Source organism: Vibrio sp. 1402 (assembly GCF_033340275.1).
This window is the reverse complement of sequence record NZ_JAWOWE010000001.1, coordinates 105,621-124,082: the sequence shown is the minus strand read 5'-3', so window position 1 is coordinate 124,082 and position 18,462 is coordinate 105,621. Positions and strand designations below refer to the sequence as shown.

At 42.8% G+C, this 18,462-nt stretch carries 19 protein-coding genes; 14 read left to right on the top strand and 5 right to left on the bottom strand.

Annotation, left to right across the window (positions count from 1 at the left end; genetic code table 11):
- The first annotated feature begins 144 nt into the window (after nucleotides 1–144).
- From R7044_RS00550 to def, 7 genes are all read left to right on the top strand, one after another.
- A complete protein-coding gene (locus tag R7044_RS00550) occupies nucleotides 145–1,488 on the top strand; it encodes a magnesium transporter (RefSeq protein ID WP_225455283.1) in 1,344 nt (447 codons plus the stop codon).
- A 289-nt stretch (nucleotides 1,489–1,777) separates the two neighbouring features.
- Nucleotides 1,778–2,320 (top strand): AAA family ATPase, encoded by a 543-nt coding sequence (locus R7044_RS00545; RefSeq protein ID WP_047101468.1) that lies wholly within the window; start codon nucleotides 1,778–1,780, stop codon nucleotides 2,318–2,320.
- A 107-nt stretch (nucleotides 2,321–2,427) separates the two neighbouring features.
- On the top strand, nucleotides 2,428–3,873 hold the full coding sequence (locus tag R7044_RS00540) for an AGE family epimerase/isomerase (RefSeq protein WP_064376937.1): 1,446 nt from the start codon (nucleotides 2,428–2,430) through the stop codon (nucleotides 3,871–3,873).
- A 296-nt stretch (nucleotides 3,874–4,169) separates the two neighbouring features.
- Entirely contained in the window at nucleotides 4,170–4,940 is a 771-nt protein-coding gene (locus R7044_RS00535; RefSeq protein WP_064376936.1) for a hypothetical protein, read from the top strand.
- Between the two features lies 1 nt (nucleotide 4,941).
- Nucleotides 4,942–5,481: a tetratricopeptide repeat protein gene (locus R7044_RS00530; RefSeq protein ID WP_033906511.1), complete on the top strand. Its 540-nt coding sequence runs from the start codon at nucleotides 4,942–4,944 to the stop codon at nucleotides 5,479–5,481.
- A 511-nt stretch (nucleotides 5,482–5,992) separates the two neighbouring features.
- Nucleotides 5,993–6,457 carry an ABZJ_00895 family protein gene (locus R7044_RS00525; protein ID WP_042520755.1) on the top strand — a complete coding sequence of 155 codons (465 nt, stop codon included), beginning with the start codon at nucleotides 5,993–5,995 and terminating at the stop codon, nucleotides 6,455–6,457.
- 234 nt (nucleotides 6,458–6,691) lie between these two features.
- Nucleotides 6,692–7,198: a peptide deformylase gene (def, locus tag R7044_RS00520; protein WP_017635324.1), complete on the top strand. Its 507-nt coding sequence runs from the start codon at nucleotides 6,692–6,694 to the stop codon at nucleotides 7,196–7,198.
- Nucleotides 7,199–7,270: 72 nt separating this feature from the next.
- Here the strand turns inward: def and R7044_RS00515 are convergent, their stop codons facing one another.
- The gene (locus R7044_RS00515) at nucleotides 7,271–7,678 is read right to left on the bottom strand and encodes a helix-turn-helix domain-containing protein (RefSeq protein WP_165439075.1); all 408 of its coding nucleotides are present in this window, start codon (nucleotides 7,676–7,678) and stop codon (nucleotides 7,271–7,273) included.
- 84 nt (nucleotides 7,679–7,762) lie between these two features.
- Here R7044_RS00515 and R7044_RS00510 point away from each other — a divergent pair, with 84 nt between their 5' ends.
- The 4 genes from R7044_RS00510 to R7044_RS00495 all read left to right on the top strand — a co-directional run bounded on the left by R7044_RS00510 (nucleotide 7,763) and on the right by R7044_RS00495 (nucleotide 11,406).
- The gene (locus tag R7044_RS00510; RefSeq protein ID WP_033906514.1) at nucleotides 7,763–8,266 is read left to right on the top strand and encodes a DUF2938 domain-containing protein; all 504 of its coding nucleotides are present in this window, start codon (nucleotides 7,763–7,765) and stop codon (nucleotides 8,264–8,266) included.
- 226 nt (nucleotides 8,267–8,492) lie between these two features.
- Entirely contained in the window at nucleotides 8,493–9,521 is a 1,029-nt protein-coding gene (locus R7044_RS00505; RefSeq protein WP_005376466.1) for a phospholipase A, read from the top strand.
- Nucleotides 9,522–9,614: 93 nt separating this feature from the next.
- Nucleotides 9,615–10,073: a hypothetical protein gene (locus R7044_RS00500; RefSeq protein WP_033906515.1), complete on the top strand. Its 459-nt coding sequence runs from the start codon at nucleotides 9,615–9,617 to the stop codon at nucleotides 10,071–10,073.
- Nucleotides 10,074–10,401: 328 nt separating this feature from the next.
- Complete coding sequence (locus R7044_RS00495; RefSeq protein ID WP_033906516.1) at nucleotides 10,402–11,406, top strand: metal-dependent hydrolase; 1,005 nt, start codon at nucleotides 10,402–10,404, stop codon at nucleotides 11,404–11,406.
- A 40-nt stretch (nucleotides 11,407–11,446) separates the two neighbouring features.
- On the opposite strand, the gene R7044_RS00490 is transcribed toward R7044_RS00495, so the two are convergent.
- The 4 genes from R7044_RS00490 to R7044_RS00475 form a co-directional block, all read right to left on the bottom strand.
- Nucleotides 11,447–11,839, bottom strand: a complete 393-nt coding sequence (locus R7044_RS00490) for a hypothetical protein (RefSeq protein WP_005376463.1) — start codon at nucleotides 11,837–11,839, stop codon at nucleotides 11,447–11,449.
- Between the two features lie 489 nt (nucleotides 11,840–12,328).
- Entirely contained in the window at nucleotides 12,329–14,089 is a 1,761-nt protein-coding gene (locus R7044_RS00485; protein ID WP_033906517.1) for an ABC transporter ATP-binding protein/permease, read from the bottom strand.
- Nucleotides 14,090–14,206: 117 nt separating this feature from the next.
- Entirely contained in the window at nucleotides 14,207–14,734 is a 528-nt protein-coding gene (locus R7044_RS00480; protein ID WP_033906518.1) for a DUF6795 domain-containing protein, read from the bottom strand.
- Between the two features lie 252 nt (nucleotides 14,735–14,986).
- A complete protein-coding gene (locus tag R7044_RS00475) occupies nucleotides 14,987–15,601 on the bottom strand; it encodes a PolC-type DNA polymerase III (RefSeq protein ID WP_005376459.1) in 615 nt (204 codons plus the stop codon).
- A gap of 356 nt (nucleotides 15,602–15,957) precedes the next feature.
- On the opposite strand from R7044_RS00475, the gene R7044_RS00470 reads away from it, so the two are divergent.
- From R7044_RS00470 to R7044_RS00460, 3 genes are all read left to right on the top strand, one after another.
- A complete protein-coding gene (locus R7044_RS00470) occupies nucleotides 15,958–16,818 on the top strand; it encodes an immunity 49 family protein (protein WP_033906519.1) in 861 nt (286 codons plus the stop codon).
- A 137-nt stretch (nucleotides 16,819–16,955) separates the two neighbouring features.
- On the top strand, nucleotides 16,956–18,032 hold the full coding sequence (locus R7044_RS00465) for a threonine aldolase family protein (protein WP_033906520.1): 1,077 nt from the start codon (nucleotides 16,956–16,958) through the stop codon (nucleotides 18,030–18,032).
- A gap of 82 nt (nucleotides 18,033–18,114) precedes the next feature.
- A complete protein-coding gene (locus R7044_RS00460) occupies nucleotides 18,115–18,375 on the top strand; it encodes a DUF5062 family protein (protein WP_005376453.1) in 261 nt (86 codons plus the stop codon).
- Nucleotides 18,376–18,462 lie beyond the last annotated feature (87 nt).

The window sequence follows — 18,462 nt, the reverse complement described above, 5'->3', positions numbered from 1 at the left end:
AGGCGTTTTGTTTCTGCGAGCGAAATATAAATTCCGCAATTAAGTCAACTATCGCCTAGAATTTTAACATCAAGAATTCATGCCTTCGGATAGCACATATCGTCAATGCGGCGAATGTGGTACTGAAAGCTATAGGTAAAAGTAATGATAGATTCCAACCAATTGCAAATTAACCGCAAAGTGCCAAATTTGCTTGCTGAGATCATTAAAGCGATAGAATCGACCGAAGACTTGAGCTTTTTGAAAGACTATCAAGAAGCACAGATTGCGAACATTTTGGAATCGGTCAACATTGCTTACCGTAAGCGTGTCATAGAAGCAGTGCCGCCTGAGAAGTATTGGACGGTATTAAATTTGCTCCGATACGACACCGCCAAGCACATTCATCAATCACTCAATAAAGACTTACAACATGAACGCTTGGCGTACATAACGGATTCAGAACTGATCATCTTTGCGGACTTTCTACCGACCGAATTTGTAGATGAATACCTTATTGATCAAAGTGAAGAGTCTGTCGCGCATATCCAACAAGCATTGTCGTATGAAGACAACAAAGTTGGACGTTATGCCGAGCCTCACTTTCTGGTCGCAAACCCTAAAAACAGCGTAGGAGGCATCAAAACCGAGCTGCTAAAACGTGGGCAAAGTCCAGTGCGGTTGATTATTGTGCGTGATGCAAGTGGTGTGATTGGTACGATAGAGCCGCAAACCCTGTTGCTGCATGAGAACCATACCAAACTCACAGACTTGACCGTAGTCACGCCAATTCTGGAAGATATCCAAACGATTCAAAGCGTCAGTAAACAGGTCTCGATTGATGGTGGAGCGCATTGGTTTCCTATCATGGCTGGTGGCAAAATTATGGGCGTTTTGTCGATGGCGACCATCGCGATTACCTTGCGTGAACTCAGCCTACAAGCTGTAGTGGCAGAAAACGTACGAAGTGAAGAAGATTTGTTCACACCATTAACTGTGGCGACAAGGCTAAGAGCACTTTGGTTGGTGATTAACTTGCTGACCGCTTTTGTTGCCTCTGCCATCATTGGTATTTTTGATAATGTGGTCGAGCAAGTTGTAGCGCTTGCTATCTTAATGCCCGTTGTGGCGAGTATGGGCGGCATCGCAGGTAGCCAAACCTTAGCGGTGGCCATTCGGGGTATCGCACTAAACCACTTGCACCAAAGTAACTTGAAGCTATTGGTGAATAAGGAATTAAAAATCGCCACCATTAATGGTTTAATTATGGGATTGGTGATCGCGGGTGTCGTTTACATGGTGTTTGACTCTTTGCCATTGGCGCTTATTATTTGCTGTGCCATTTTCCTCAATAGTTTGGCGGCCGCGGCATCGGGTACGTTGATACCATTCACGTTGAAAAAGTTTAACATTGACCCCGCCGTGGCTGGCTCGGTAGTATTGACGACCGTTACCGATGTCGTTGGTTTCTTTGCGTTCTTAGGCTTAGGTGCCATTTTCTTGATATAGATATCCAATTGACGCGTTAACTAGCAGAACCAATCGCACCATTTCCCAACCCAGTATTTTGGGCGAGCTTGCTTCACTCAGCATTCCTCCGTTTTCCATAACCGATGAACACGTCGTTTCGGTTCTTACTTTGTATATCTCTTTACTGCCCAGTTCTATTCCCCAAATTTCCCACTACCGATCTCGCTTAACGCTGGCGTGCCAAATGCCAATTTCAAACGCCAGATGATGCCCATTTTCTTGGCTGTACACGCATTACTTCACTCAAACAAAAAATAAGGAAACAATTTTGAATAAACTCATCGTATTCACTGGTGGTCCCGGTGCAGGGAAAACTTCGGTAATCGAACAGCTAAAAACACAAGGCTTTATCTGCGCGCCAGAAACCGGTCGTCACGTGATACAAACGCAGGTTGCCAATCACGGTTCAGCATTACCTTGGAATGACAAACAAGCTTTTCGAGACGAAATTATGAAGGCAGAAGTGAGCAATTACCGAGCTTTCAATGTCCACCAAGGGAATGTGTTTTTTGATCGCAGTATTGTGGACGTATATGGCTACAGTAAGTTGGAACAACTGCCAATCTCGCATGAGCTCATCACGCATTGCCAGACGCTTCGTTATCATTCTCAAGTGTTCATTTTTCCACCTTGGGCATCGATATTCAGCAATGACGAAGAGCGAAAGCAAGATTTTTCTGAAGCGGTGGCTACGTATCAACAGATGGTCAACGCTTATCACAAATTTGGTTATCAATTGATCGAAGTGCCCAAAATGTCAGTCGAAGACAGAGTAGCGTTTATTCTCGGCTCAGTCATCGAACAAGGCTGAAAGATGATTGATGCAAACAAATGAGTAAGGCTATTGTGAGCACGACAACAATATGCGTAAAGGGAGTTATTTATACTGGATAAAATTCAATAACTTAATTGAGTGTTATGTCTTTTAAATATCTTACCTTATTGCTCGCAACGACGAGCATGAGCAGCTTTGCTGATGTAGGCCTGCCTTCGGGGGATGATTGGTTAAACCATGTGACGAATGGCCTAGCCCCATATTGGATGATGGAAAGCGCGCATGGACAACCTGAGGGGAATTTTCCGACTTTTCGTTGTGATAACGGTGTCATTCTCGATCCACAAAAGCCGTGTGGAGAATTAAACAAAGGGTGGATTAGCCCGCACTTCGATCGCGAATACACCCGCATGAAATCGCGCCAAACTTACGCTTATGGCGTACTTTTTCATCTTACGGGTGACAAGCAAGCATTAGAGCTGGCAAAGAAAGGGGCTTATTACCTGATTGATCATCTACAAGATGAGAAAAACGGCGGCTTCGTGAGCTTTACGCGTAGTGGAAAACCGGGGATGGAGTGGCAACAACGAACTTCTCAAGACCAAGCTTACGCCTTGGTGGGGTTGGCGATGTACTACTACTTAACGCAAGATCCAAAGGTTGAACAAGCACTTATCGACCAGCAAGCGTTTATATTTAAACAATACCGACGAAGCGATGATCGCGGTCTGGCGTGGGTTTTGAAAGATGGTGATGGGGAAAGTGAGAAGCAGCAAGAGTTAGTCGCTCAACTTGACCAAATTAATGGCTACCTGTTGTTAACGGCGCCACTTTTACCAGAACCAGCGCAAGCCAAGTGGAAGCAAGATCTGCAATGGCTGATGCAAGTGATGCTAGATAACTACCATTCCGTCAAAGAGCAGCGTTTTTATGGCGCGATACACCACAAAGCGGTAATGATGCCAGATGCGAAACACAATGATTTTGGACACACCATCAAAGCGTATTGGATGACGTATCTCACTGGTCAGTTGTTGGAGAATTCCAATTGGACAGAGTTTGGTTTCAAAGGAATGAAACACACGCTTAAACAAGCGCAATACCAGCAAAACTTTGAGCAAGTCAAAGCGCTTTTCTCACCAGAATGGCAGAGTAAATGGACGCAAGAGAGCATTCCTGCTTGGCAATCAAGACCATACAAGCACTATAGCTCGTCTTGGGAATGGGCAGAGCTCGATCAAGCGGCAATGACAGTTTCCCTTGTTGATGGTTCGATGAAAGAAACGCTTCAATACACGTTACCCACTTTTATGGATGCATGGGTGGATCATCAATATGGAGGCGTCGGTCTAAGCCCTAAATCAACCAAAGCGTTCCATTGGGGAAATGGTTACCACCAGTTTGAACATGCGTTGGTCGGGTATTTGTACGCGCAACAAATGGCAAAACAGCCTGCCAAGCTTTACTACGCGCGACCAGCAGAGAATAAAATGCCACTTAATCCATATTACTTTAGCGCAGACGTAAAATCGTTGTCGTCACAAAGTGATGGAGTCACCACCGCGACATTCACCAATATTCGACCTTAGGTTGGTCGATGGTGATGTGTTAATTAAAGTCCGCGTAAAAGCCAAAGCAAAATTGTAGCAGTAATATCAATAAAGGCTAACCAACTGGTTAGCCTTTATTTTTAATAATCTTACATGTAATGGTGACAACACATATAGTTAACGAATGTTTATTTGTAATGACCGCTGAGTGTTTCTAACAAATATCTAACTATAAATTAACTTTCATTGATTAGGGTATATCTCACAACTAGGACAACTTAGAGCTTGGAACTTTATGCAATCCTGTTCATAATAATGGTTTTGAGAGAATCATTATGTACATTTCTATACTAACGCACGAGAGAGATACGCCGTTATCAATCAACTACATTAATTGCATGTATCCAGCTGACAAACTATTTAGCTCTTGTGTCGAACTAAGAAGCAAATTAGATAATGAGAAAATTCCCGTTAATACCATAAAAGATACTTCTCTTGCGGGACCATTACGTAAGCTTCCAAATGATATTACAGGTGAGAAAAGGTTACAAAAGCTTAAGGAACAGATAGATCGCAACATGGCGGTTAAGTCTGGTATGTTAACCGATCGAATGCACTGGAAAAACAAAGCTGTTATTCCTTCACGTAAATTTTCGTCTCTAGCTCCAATACAGTCGTCAACTCTAGCTTCTACTGCAATGAAAGCAAATAGTGGAAGGGCCATGGCCTTAGGGATGGTATTACAGAAAGGCAGAGCTATGCTTCTCTTTGATATTATCCGACAAAACGTTAGAGTACTAGCTAATCGAGTACACAATGCAAATCTAGAATCATCTGGCTGCATTTTGATTGTTAATGTGAAGTATTTGAAAGTCGAAAGGGAATATGGGAAAGCTCCTCAACTATCTAGAGTTTCATTAGCAAGTATAATTCCTCAAGAAGACAAGTATAACTTTGATTCGAGTGCTTATGTTCGTGGTCAAATTGCCAATATGTGTGAAGCTAGTGCTAAAGCTCCGATCAATACAAAGTTTCAAATTGTAAGCGGTCAGTATGACGATTCATACTCGACAGCAGTCTTGTTTATCAAATGCACATGGGAATAACATGAGAATTGTTAACGTTTTATTAGTAGTGCTCCTTGTTACGGCATGTAACGATACTACGTCAAAGTTTGAGGCAACTAAAACGACAGAAAGCCTCCTAACTAAGAATCGAGAAGCTCCAGAGCAGTTGTACAGCGAAGCAAATAAATTTTATGAACAAGGTGATGTGCAAGGAGCAAAGTCTTTATTGATCAAAGCTATCGAAGTGGATGATGTTCATAGTAAAGAGCTTTTAGGGATAATCCTTCTGAAAGAGCCAAAAGTCATGGATGTTAAGCGGGGCTTTTCTTTAATCTCAGAGGCTGCTGATGATGGGTTGGCGAGTGCACAATTTTATTTAGGATCATGTTTGTATGATGATGGCTGTGGTTTACCTGAAAATAAGGTGCTTTCAGCCTATTACTTGACGCAAGCGTTAAATAATGGTGAAGGTGGTGCACAAATGCTACTTGGATTTCTAGATGAAGAAATAGGTGACACTGCGATTGATCAAAAAACATATGCGGTAGAGCTGAATCGCTATATAGAACAGCTCAATTAATATTGCGGCTTAATGTTTTATAGGGTTTTAATCGAACCTCAAACAGAGAGTGCTGGACTTCTACAAAGCAGTAGAAGCCACAGCGAAGCTGCAACAATAATCGAGTGTGTAATAGAAAATAAAAAGCCGTCAGAACCACTGGTTTTGACGGCTTTTTATTCTATGACAGGTAGAGACTTCAATTTTCAGCGTGATAGGTCCATGAAAACTTAAGTGAGATTCCAATCACGTCGCATGATCTCACTAGTGTCATTGGAAATAAATGAATTGTTTCTGATACATAGAACGTATTAACATGGTTGCACTGGGCCCTTATGAGTAAATTCATTGAATATACCATTTGAGAGAGAGGGTTTAATTTTAAAAATAACAGTTAGTTGGAATCTAGGTTAAATGAAAATAAAACTATTTAAAAAGCTACAAGTTGTATTTCTTGTGGTGTTGTTTCTCTAGGTTGTCCAAGCGGAAGCATGATCTAAAACGCTTATTTTATTCAAATAAATGGAAGGAAATGAAAGTGGAATTAAAAAATAACTATTCAGAATCAGAAATAAACCAGCCACCATCGGTACTTCTTGTTGCGTCTCTGTTGTGTCTGGCGTCCGTTTGTTGGGCTGCATTGCTGTTGGCCATTGAATATATTGTTGGGATAGAAATGAGTGGTACAGGCTTTCTTAGCACGTTAATCCCAGCCATGAGTGTTGGTTATTACTTCGGCTACAAGACTGGAGATGTAATGCCATCAAAAACAAGATGGTATGCTGTTTTACTGTGGACTTTAGCAAGTTTGGTAGTGTTCTCTCTTATCTTAATGTCGTTAGATATTTCTCCGTTTTATTTATTATCTGAGCTCGGTGGGGTAAGTATTTTTATTGCTATCATAATGCTAATAACGATTGGCATCGCCTACTTAATTTTAAAAAGTGGTGAGAAAATGGCGATTAGAGTATTACTCAAAGCCAAGGAAAGTCAGTAGATAAAATACAACAAACGATTCAATTAGGATCATGACAAGACGTCAGCCATAATGTGCTGGCGTTTTAGTTTCCTGTTTGTAGGATTTTTTGTCTAAAAGGCAAACCCATTTATTGTGTTGTCGTTTGAGTTAATGGTTTATGCCTTGTGCGCAAGATAGCTTAGCAGGTTTATGTATCGAGAAACGTGTGTATAATTCGCCACGAATTACGATTTATAGATATGAAAGGTAAGTATGGCAGTCCTCGAAATTCTCTCCATTCCAGACCCAAGGCTTAAAGTAAAAGCAGAAAAAGTCACTGATGTATCGACAGTACAAACGCTGATAGACGATATGCTAGAAACACTTTACGCAACGGGGAATGGTATCGGTTTAGCTTCAACCCAAGTAGGCAGAAAAGAGGCGGTTGTTGTCATCGATATCTCTGACGAACGCAATGATCCTTTAATCTTGGTTAACCCAGAAGTGGTGAGCGGAGAAAACAAAGCACTTGGTCAAGAGGGATGTCTCTCTGTTCCTGAGTACTACGCAGATGTAGAGCGTTACACGTCAGTTGTTGTGTCTGCACTAGACCGTGATGGCAACCCGATTACAATCGAGAGCGATGAGTTCTTGGCGATTGTGATGCAGCACGAAATTGACCACCTATCGGGTAACTTGTTCATTGATTACCTCTCACCGTTAAAGCAAAAAATGGCGATGAAAAAAGTGAAGAAGTACGTAAAAGCGAAAGCTAAGTAATATGAGAGGAAGTAACCCTCCATGTCGAGTTACTTCCTTTTAAATCAAGAATAGGAAGGTAGGGAGAGCGGTTCATCTCTGCTTTTGGGGGACATAACGCTTTACGACTTTCATAAGCCTTTGAAATGAAGAGCAGTCCATATGCGATTCATGAGGGCAGGAGGCGACATGGTTTAGGCTGTCTCGCACCGCTTTCAAACGTTTTATTTGCTCATCAATCTCAAGTGCCTTTTTCGTTAGTAAGTCACGATCGATATATGGCTTTGAAACTTCTGATTGATTCAACATTTCTGCCATTTCGTTAAGCGATATTCCAGCGATACGCCCCAAACTAATTAAATTGAGTGTATTGAGTACCTCTGGTGAATATTGGCGTCTCAATCCATTCCTTCCTATCGAGCGAATTAACCCCAGCTGTTCGTAATACCTGAGCGTTGAAGTCGGCAATCCTGATTTTCTAACCACTTCTGCAATATCCATATTATTCCCCATTGACTTCAAGTTGGCTTTAAGTTGTAGCATGCAACTAAGACCTTAACAAATCAAAAACTTGAGGAGAGAAAAATGCTGCTTTTAATGGGATTGCAAGCGGTGCTAATAGGGATTGGTGCCACTTTGATAATGGATTTATGGGCATGGTTACAAAGGAGAGTGTTTGGTATTCCTTCATTAAACTATGCGTTGGTTGCGCGCTGGGTTTTGTACATGCCCCAAGGAAAGTTTATGCATGCGCCAATTATGGCGTCAGAGGCGATGCCGGGAGAAAAGTCACTTGGCTGGTTTTTGCATTATGCCATCGGCGTTACTTTCGCTTTGGCTCACGTTACTGTTTTTGGTCATCATTGGTTGGTAGAGCCCAGTCTAATGCCCAGCTTAATTACAGGCGTGGTAACGTTGATCTTCCCATTTTTGGTCATTCAACCTTGTCTAGGATTTGGTTTTGCTGCGAGTAAAACCCCAACACCTTGGAAAGCCCGTTTTCTTAGCACATTGGCGCATTTGGGTTTTGGTTTGGGTTTATTCATAGCCGGGTTTGCAATCAAAGTTACGAGCCAGTATTTTGCATAGAGAACATGAGCATCATGCAAACGAGTGGTTTTTATCTATGATGCTCAACTCTTGGTTGTTTTTTGCGCTTTGATCATAGTTGACCGATATGTCTAAAGTCTGTTGCATTTATCCAAGACGTAAAGTCGGCGGACATTTAACATTGCCTTAACGTCAGAATGGCAAGCGGTTTACCAAGAAAAACTAAAATTATCTGGTTTGACATAAAGAATATTAAGGGTTTCAGATGGCTTCAAAAGTGGCAGGGATATCAATACTGAGTTTATTGGCAGCGCCAGTTGCGATGGGAGAAACAGCCAGTGCTTATGATTTATGTTTGCTAGACAAAATAAAGCAAAGCAAAGGTGAAGAAACCATAAAGAGCATTCGCGCGCAGTGTGAGCTTGACACAGTAACCAGCACAGTGCCCGCTGATCCAGAAATTGAAGAGCCTGAAGAACTTCAGGAAAGTTTGGTCGACAAGCGTTTGGAATCAGAACGAGAAAACGCGTTCGAACCGTTTAGTCTGGTCGCGCATCGCGTTAACTATATTCTTCCGTTTACATACAGTGATCGTGTAAATAAACGCGCGTATGCCGACACCAAATACGGCGATGAACTGCGTAAGGAAGAGGCGGAGTTCCAAATCAGTTTTAAAGTACCAATGAACTATGATGACTTGTTGTTTGATGGCGATGGTCTGTTTTTTGGAATGACTCTTAAATCATTTTGGCAGGTATATACGGGTGCAGCATCTCGTCCATTCCGTGAAACCAATTATCGTCCAGAGCTTTTTTACTACACCCCAACTGACTGGAAACCACTTGATGGTTCGACTTGGTTAGGTTTTGGTATTGAACATGAGTCTAACGGTCAGAGACAGGAGCTATCGCGCAGTTGGAACCGTGTCTATGCCAACGTAACCTTTGCAAAAGACAATTTTGCGGTTTCTATCCAGCCTTGGTGGCGTATACCTGAAGATGAAAAGACATCGCCTAATGATCCCAAAGGTGATGATAACCCGGATATCGAAGACTATATGGGACACTTTGAGCTATCGAGTGCTTACAAGTGGAATGGTTACGAGTTTACCTTTTTAGGTCGCCAGAACTTTCAAACACATAAGGGTTTTGCAGAACTGGGAGTGTCATTTCCGATTTGGGGCAAAGTTCAGGGGTACGCACAATACTCAGCGGGTTATGGTAAGAGCTTGATCGACTATGATCATAATCAGCAGCGGATTGGTGTTGGTATTGCAATCAACGGTGTTTTGTAGTTTTTCGTAGATGGATAGAAATTAACACTGGCAATTGAAATTTCAATATTTAGAATGCGAGGCTGAAATTGATTTCTAACCTAGAGTGATTTTATGCTTCGTGATTACACCTTCGATTGTCTTGTAACTATGCCTCGCCATGAGCTGGAAGAGTTTAGTGCTCGTATGATCAGTAAAATGGTGCCAGAAGACGTGATGAATGATCTGTTCACCTTTGATCAAGAAGAAGTGGATAGTGAAGACCGCATGTTGTCTGCACGTCTTGATGCAATGCTACGCATGACAGCAATCGCACTGAGTGAAATTCAACAAGCGTTTGATGACTCAGACAACGCAAAGCAAAATAGCGAGCGAATGACGCGATTGGTGCTTTGGCATTTCTACGCGATCTCATTCCGTTTGGAAGAGGCCATCACGCTAGAAACACACTGTGCTCTAGTGGAAAAACTAATCGAAAATGCACCTTCGGATGTTTTTGCGTGGGTAAAAACATTGACGGATCTGCTGCACACTTACGCTGAAATCAACGCGAAAGAGAATCCTCAAGACTAAACACCTGTCGTTTATCGTTCAGTAAATTAGAAACAAGGCGAGCCATTTGGATCGCCTTGTTTTTTCGCGTCAGATAAACATTCGGGTTTGAAATACCAAACAAGCCTAGACTCAGATTTGTTCGTTCACTAGCGAACGGCGTGATTCCTTCTTACACTAAATCAAGGTGTTTGTTGCTAAACAAGCAAATGCATGACTAAGTCGTGTATTGTTTTCCACTTAAATGCGGATAATTTATGTCGAAGAACCTTCTGGTTTTTAAATTGGAACCGACTATTGAGCGTGTACGCTTTCCAGCTGAGCTTCATCTATCTAAAGGAAGTGAACGATGGATCCGTTAACGCAAGGTTTATTGGGTGCAGCTTTGCCACTGGCCGTGAGCAACAAGCGAAACCTTGCAGTTGTTGGCGTGTTGGGCGTGGTCTCTGGGATGGCTCCGGATTTAGATGTGCTCATCCGTTCTTCAACTGATCCTTTGCTGTATTTGGAATACCATCGCCAATTTACTCACTCGCTCTTGTTTATCCCGTTTGGTAGTTTCATTTGTGCTTTGTTGTTGTATCCGTTGTTCGTAAAGAAGCGAGGACTATGCTTCCGGCAGAGTTGGTTTTACTGCGCGCTTGGTTATAGTACCCATGCGTTATTAGACGCATGCACCAGTTATGGAACACAGCTTCTATGGCCGATAAGCAACACGCGTTATGCTTGGAACACTATTTCGGTAATCGACCCCGCGTTCACACTCCCTATTTTAATATTGCTTTTGTTTGTTGCACTGAAGCGAAGCCCAAACTATGCCCGCATTGCATTTTTATGGTGCCTGGCTTACCTAAGTCTTGGAACGATACAACGAGATAGAGCAGAAGTAGCTGGTTGGGAAATCGTCAAAGAGCGACAACACAACGCTATACAATTAAAAGCCAAACCAAGTTTCAGCAATCTTTTGGTTTGGAAACTAATTTATGAAACGGAAGAGAGCTACTATGTAGATGCCGTAAGGGTGGGGCGTTCAATAAAAATTTACCCTGGCGAATCAACTCCAAAGTTAAATATAAAAGAGCAATTTCCGTGGCTAAACCCGCAATCGCAACAAGCAAAAGACATCGAACGTTTCCGTTGGTTTTCAAACGGTTTTGTAGCGACGGATCCGAATAATGAAATGCGAATTGTTGATATGCGTTATTCCATCGTACCAAACCAAATTAATGCGTTATGGGGTATCAATCTATCCCCAAAAGCCAGTGCAGACGCGCACGTTGAATACACTGCTCATCGAGGAAGTACTGCAGAAGATCGCCAAGTTTTTTTCAACATGCTTACGGATTTTGAGTGATGGTTTTACTTTGGATGTCGATGCGGTTTCGTAATAACTATTACGCAGACTGAAAGTCCTTTACTAGGGTCGGCTTGCTAGCGAAGAAAATCTTGCCAAACAGGGACTTGTACTTCCAGCCAAGAGACAAAAGCCGTTTAGCTAAGTTCTTGTTTTCAATGATTGCAACCTCAACACCTTGGTAGTGGTAAGGATTGCTTTTGATGTAGTCGATAAATGCAGTAAGCACGCCTTGCCCGCGAACGGAGGGTGCAAAGTTGACTGCTACAATAGAAAAGCGTTGGCTACCTGCTGGGCAACGGACTAAACAGTGCCCAAGAGGATGAGTAATAGTCTCAGAAAATTCAGGAAAAGGGCGAGACTCAAGCTCTTGAGAAAGCGCATCGTATCGCTGACATAGATAAGAAAATAGTTGTTTCGCTTCGCTGTTCATATCGGTGCCGCTTTTGTGTTGCTTGGTTTAAAGGCATTGATGTCTCGAATATTGTAACCATAGATAGCAACACAAAACGCGGTAAACTTTTTCAGTAATGATTTCCTATTTTTGAAACCTGAATTGTTACAAATGAAGTTGATTGGGTTTTATATGGTGGTTGTGAACGAGTGTTTCTAGTTGAAGGGAGAATACGCTGGTTACTGGAATTCCTTTGTTAAAAGGCGAGCTGCTTGGTTTAATGCCGCTCGTTTAACTGCGAGTGGCATCTTTTGTATTTCGTCACCTTGTACAGCGACGATGGGACATGATGTGGGATCTTCTATCCTAGCTCTTCATGGTCTAAAATATCTCATTAACCACTCAGAGCGCAGCTATTAGATTCCTAGTCTCGCAAGGGCTCGCTGGACTGACACAAAAACATCGTTAAACTCCTGTTATTAAATTATTTGGTCCGCCTTTGCTTATTTTTGAGCGCTTAACTAGGCGTTACTCCAAGTGCTTAAATTGCAATGCCACAAGTCGCTGATACAACTCACAGCTTTGCATTAATGATTGGTGGTTACCAGCATCGACTAATTCGCCATTGTCGAGCACCGCAATTTTATCCGCATGTTGGATAGTCGAAAGACGATGAGCAATAATCAGCGTTGTGCGTCCTTTCATTAGAGCTTCAAGTGCTTGCTGAACGTGATGTTCACTTTCACTATCAAGGGCGCTGGTAGCTTCGTCTAGCAGTAAGATTTTTGGATCTTTTAGAATCGCGCGAGCAATCGCAATGCGCTGCTTTTGTCCGCCCGATAGCCTAACGCCGCGCTCCCCTAAAAAGCTGTGATAGCCTTCGGGAAGCTTCTCAATAAACTCATGGGCATGGGCTTTTTTCGCGGCTTCGATAACTTGTTCATCCGTCGCTTCAGGATTACCGTAGCGAATATTATGGAAAACATCATGGCTAAACAGCGCTGGTTGTTGTGGTACGAGCGCCATTTGACGTCGAAGCTCGTTTGGATCGAACTGTCGAATATCTTCACCACCAAACAACACTTGCCCTTTTTGCGGATCATAAAAGCGTTGCAGCAGTTCGAATAGTGTTGTTTTACCGGCACCAGAAGGGCCGACCAACGCCAACACTTTTCCTTGTTCAGCAGTTAGATTTAACTCTTTGATAGCTGGTTGATTTGGGCGAGAAGGGTAGTTGAAACTCACCGAATTAAAGTTAACCTCAGCAGGCATGTCGGCACGGACAGGCAAATGGTTGCTTGGCGCTTTAATATCACTGGCTACTTGAAGGATCTCAATCAGCCGTTCGGTAGCACCTGCGGCTCTTTGCAATTCACCCATGACTTCGGAAATGGTTGCAGTCGATGAGGCAACCATAATGGCATAAAACACAAATGCGGCTAGGTCACCCGCAGACATTTTTCCGTGAATCACATCGCTGCCGCCTATCCAAAGCATGCCTGAAATCGCGCTGAACACAATCACAATAACGCCTGATATCAGGATCGCTCGCTGCTTTACTCTCTGTCTGCCTACTTCATAAGCTTTTTCCACCTCGACAGCGAAAGCCGCTCGTTCATGCGACTCTGAGCTAAAACTTTGCACGGTTTTAATATGTTCTATCGCTTCTCCAGCGTAGCTTCCGACATCGGCCATTGAGTCCTGACTTTGGCGAGAGAGAGCACGCACGCGTCGTCCATAAAACAAAATTGGCACCAAAACCAAAGGCACAGAAGCAAGCACAATCAGCGTGAGCTTAACGTTGGTAGCGAATAACATAATGATGGCACCAAAACACATCAAAGCGCTACGCATCGCCATCGAGAACGATGAACCAATAATGCTTTGCAGCAATGTGGTATCGGTAGTCAGGCGCGACATTATGTCGCCGCTACTGTTGGTCTCAAAATAGCTCGGATGCAGCGTAATCACATGATTAAACACCGCAAGGCGAATATCCGCACTAACGCGCTCACCTACGGCAGAGACAAGGTAAAAGCGAAAGAAAGTCCCAATGGCAATACACAATGTGACACCGACAATAAACTGAATCGCATTGGTGAGCTCTTGCAATGATTGCTGAGCAAAGCCTTGGTCGATAAGAATGCGCACTCCATAGCCAACGGATAACGTCAAACTTGCTGTCGCGACAAGGGCAACCAAGGCTGCCGCAACCCGCCATTTATAAGGTGCAATAAAGGTGCTGAGTTTAAGAAGAATGCTGAGATTTTTGTTATTTTTTCTGCTCATGAGTGACTCACAAAGCGTTTTAGGTACCTGGCATAGTAAGCCAGTTTGGTTGGTGAGACCAGCGAACTACCGCTTTCGGATTAGGAAGTTGAGGAGTTTGATAGAGTAAACATTACTCTATCTGTTTACTTTTAAGTAATCACTTAAGTCACATTGACTACTTACGGAATCCCCATGGGATTGAAATTCAAACTTTCTGATGGGGTTGGTGGCTTCGCAGTTTAAATTAGACATATTTACTCTTTCCTTCATACCGATGACATGATGCCTGAAAACTCCTTTCCAAATAACAACCTTTTGATTGGCAACGGTTGTGGTCACTTCTACACTGCATATTGTTTGAAATAGACCGTCGAAAATACTTAGAACTTTATTCCTTTTTCTGAAAACAGGATCAAACTTGAATTCCCCATTTGTATTCGTGGTGAAGCTACGTTCGAAAGAACGATTTTCTGACCGAATGGTAAGTACTACATTTGCATTCTTTATGGGGGTATCGTTCTTCGTAATACGTCCTTTTATGCTTGGTGTAAACTCTTGAGCTTCCTTACCAAAAAATAAAAAGCCAACAGCAAAAACAGAAATCAGTACGAGTATGAGTAAAGCTGCAAACTGTTCTAAGAACAGAAAAACATTGTTGATCATCGCTTACAAATCAGTAGTCAGTGAATACACCTCGAATTGTTGCGTATTGTCTCGAGTGACTATAGCGAGTATCTAAATCGGTGAGACATAATTCACGATTTTTTTAGAAGTTTTGGAGGATAGAGTGACCCAGGCGATCTTTGTTTTGAATAAGAAGCACTGCGATATTGACAGATATAGCCAATATCGCATGTATATCGAAAATCACTTAAACGTCGAAGAGACTAGAATCAGCTTTTAGTTCGGAGGGGGTTACGCACGGCTTTTGGCGAGTAGCAGGTCGACTTTTCCTTTGGCTGTTTTACTGACCGTTTGCATCAACTGAAAACTTGGTTTTTCGACGCCTGAGTTTTCTATCCCTTCGACCATTAAGAGCCAAAGCTTGGCTGTCATTTGCGCATCGGCTAGTGCTCGGTGGAAAACACCGTCGTTGTCGATATTTTTATAGCGAACAAGTTCACCTAGCTTATGTGATGGGGCTTCTTGAATGAGCCGTCTTGCCACTAGTAAGGAGCAAGCAAACTCACCCGAATAACCACAGTTGATTCGTTCAAGCTCCGCATCTAAAAATCGTTTATCGAAGGACGCGTTGTGAGCGATAAGGTTTTCGCCTGCAATGAACTCACTAAATGACGCCATTACCTCTTCGCAGCTTGGTGCCGATCGCAACATATTGTTGGTAATGCCGGTGTAGTTCTCAATGAAAGAACTCACTCTGAAACCGGGATTCATGAGTTGCTGAAAACTATCGACAACCTCGCCATTGACTAACTTTACTGCACCAATTTCTATTGCGCGATCACCTAAAGTAGGAGAGAGACCTGTGGTTTCAAAGTCGAGTACGACCACAGAGTTTGCTTGAGGCATAAAATTTTCCAGCTGAGTAATATTGCGCAAGAGTATTATCGAAAGCGACAGAAAAAGAAAGGCGAACACAATGGTGAATATCTGTCTATCTTTACTCCACAAAGTCAGTGTTCGTCGTCCACTGTTTATGGACAGGTACGTTCTGGCTTACCCATCGCGGCTTGTGCGGTAGCCTTATATTTCAAATGTTTTTCGGCTTTTCGATTCATTTCAATTAAGCATTAACTTTCGATACAACATACTGATTATAAATTGATTTTATAAATCAACTTCGGCATCATTCACGGCTTGATTTTGAGTATGAATATCATCACGGCAAAAAATTAGAACAACTTATAATGAGAGGCTAGGGAACGATGGAACCAATGAAGAATCATTATTTAGAGATACCTGAAGAAAGAAAATTGCGTATTTTTCGTGAAGAAGATGAAGATTTCTACAGCTTCTGGGAAAGAATGCTTGATGAAAAACAATCTTTTTATAAGCAACCTCTTAAAAGAATGAAAGGCGATGCTTGGGATTCGCTTGAGGCATTCTTCACCGCTTCCGAATTCGGACAACATCAGGCCTCGCCAGCTTACATAAAAAGGGCGCTTGAGTTACTGAATAACGTGTACTTGCTGGCCAATCATTCAGACCAAGTGGTTGAATTTTCCGTTGGGCACCGACACTTTTCGGAAGTGGGTAACCGTTCTGTTGCAGAAGGAACAATGGATGCTTGGTTGGATGAAATCTGTTTAGCAATGGCAGCGAGAGATTGGCGCTGCGTAGAGCTGATGACCATCATGGATGAGTCGTTAGTTTCTATAAAGACGCCGTTTAATGTTGCGCTAGTCGAGTTCGTTAACGGTGTATTTAGCAATTCATCAGCGTTACCTGAGTTATTGCAAACTGTGATGGAGAAATCTTCTCCGCAATACTTAGAATCAACCAGAGTGCCATATGTACACTCTTTGTTTATTCCATTTGTGAATGTGTTTGTTGCCATTATCGATGGCGATGAGGCACATTATCAAGAGGCACTGAGGGATGCGTTAGAGGCGCATTACCAGTTCTACATGAATGAAGATGTTCGCTATTCGCCAAAAGGAAATGTTTCTCTGAAACTGACTGGTCTTGCTGCATTAGCATACGATAAGTATGGCTGGACGATTCCAGAAGCCGCATATTTACCTAAATGGCTTGTTTACGGTGAGCATGATCTTTGTTCTGCGTAAATCACTCTTAAGTTAAATCTATGTCCAACCGGAGGTTCAGCACGGAGGCATACGCAGAAAATACATCGCGAAAATGCAGTTTACGCCTCCGTTTTAACAAGTTACATTGTTGAAGCTTTGATTCAAAGGACAGAACAATGAGTGCCCACCTAAAACAGCTTTGTCATATCCATCTCTCTGGTAATAAAGAAGATTCTCCAGCCGAACACTTTGCGAAAATGACAAAGTGGTGCGAAGAGAACAACGTAAATCACGATGTCTACGGTGAGGGAGAAACGATTCAAGCGTTCGAGCAAAAGGTTGCCGATCTGCTGGGTTACGAGGCAGGGCTTTTTGTTGTAACAGGGACGATGACGCAGCCAACGGTGCTTGAAATTGTCACAAGACAAAAGCGTAATCCTATTGTCGCCATGCACGCATCTAGCCATATTCCGGTGCATGAAAAACAAGGCTATCAGCTTCAACATCGCTTTAGTATTTTGCCAGTAGGGAACCCTTATCAAACATGGAAGCTTGAGGATCTCACTGCTTGGCCGGATGAAATCGCAGCCGTTCTTTATGAACTCCCGATGCGAGAAATTGGTGGTCAGCTACCTTCATGGCAAGAACTGGAAGAAATCAAAGCGTACTGCGCCGAAAACAAAATTCATCTCCATATGGATGGCGCAAGACTTTGGGAAACCGCAGCTTACTATCAGAAAGAATACCGCGAGATCGCCGCTGGTTTTGATACGACCTATGTTTCACTTTACAAAGGCATCAACGGCATGGGCGGATCTATGTTGCTTGGCTCAAAGTCGTTCATTGAACTGGCTTCAATGTGGATGAAGCGGCAAGGTGGCAACCTCTATCACAGAACACCTTATGTGGTGTCTGCGGCAATGCAGTTTGATGAAAGGTTGTCACAAATGCCGGCTCTGTTTGAGCGAACAAAACAGATCTACAAGATCATTGAAGAGTTCCCATCTTTGGCGGTGAGACCAACCCAGCCTCAAGCAAACATGTTGCACCTTATCCTGCCATTTAGCTGCGAAGAGTTGAAAGAACTCCAACACACGTTTGCCACGGAAAAGGGCATTTGGTTTGGTAACCCGCAAGTCACGGCACATCCAAATCAATCGATTGTTGAATGGTATATTGGTGACTACCTGCTCAATCTTGGTGATGACGAATTAAGGTCGTTTTTCAATCAGTTACTCGGTAAGAAGGCATAAACTTATCAATATGCGAGCTTACTAACACGCCATACGCGACACTTCATGTATTCTTAATTGAAGCGAAGAAGAGGATTTATCAATGTCAAAAAGCTCCAAACTTCACAATGAAGACAAACTGGTTAAGAAGGCACTAGAGATTGGTGGGAAGATGGCGAAGCTACAAGGCTTTGACCTTCCTCAGTCACCACAACCTCTAAGAGTAAAAGCGATTTACCTATTCTTGGTTGATGCCAAACAGATCACCCCATTACCGGAAAGCAAGCTAGACGGCGCAAGCATCAAACACCGACTGGCAGTCTGGATACACAGTGCATTGCCAGACAACGACCCTCTAAAGTAGAAAACCTCATAAGTCATATAGGTCATTAATTAACAAGGCGAGCCAAATGGTTCGCCTTGTTTGATCTTGGCGAGTGCACCGAGGTCT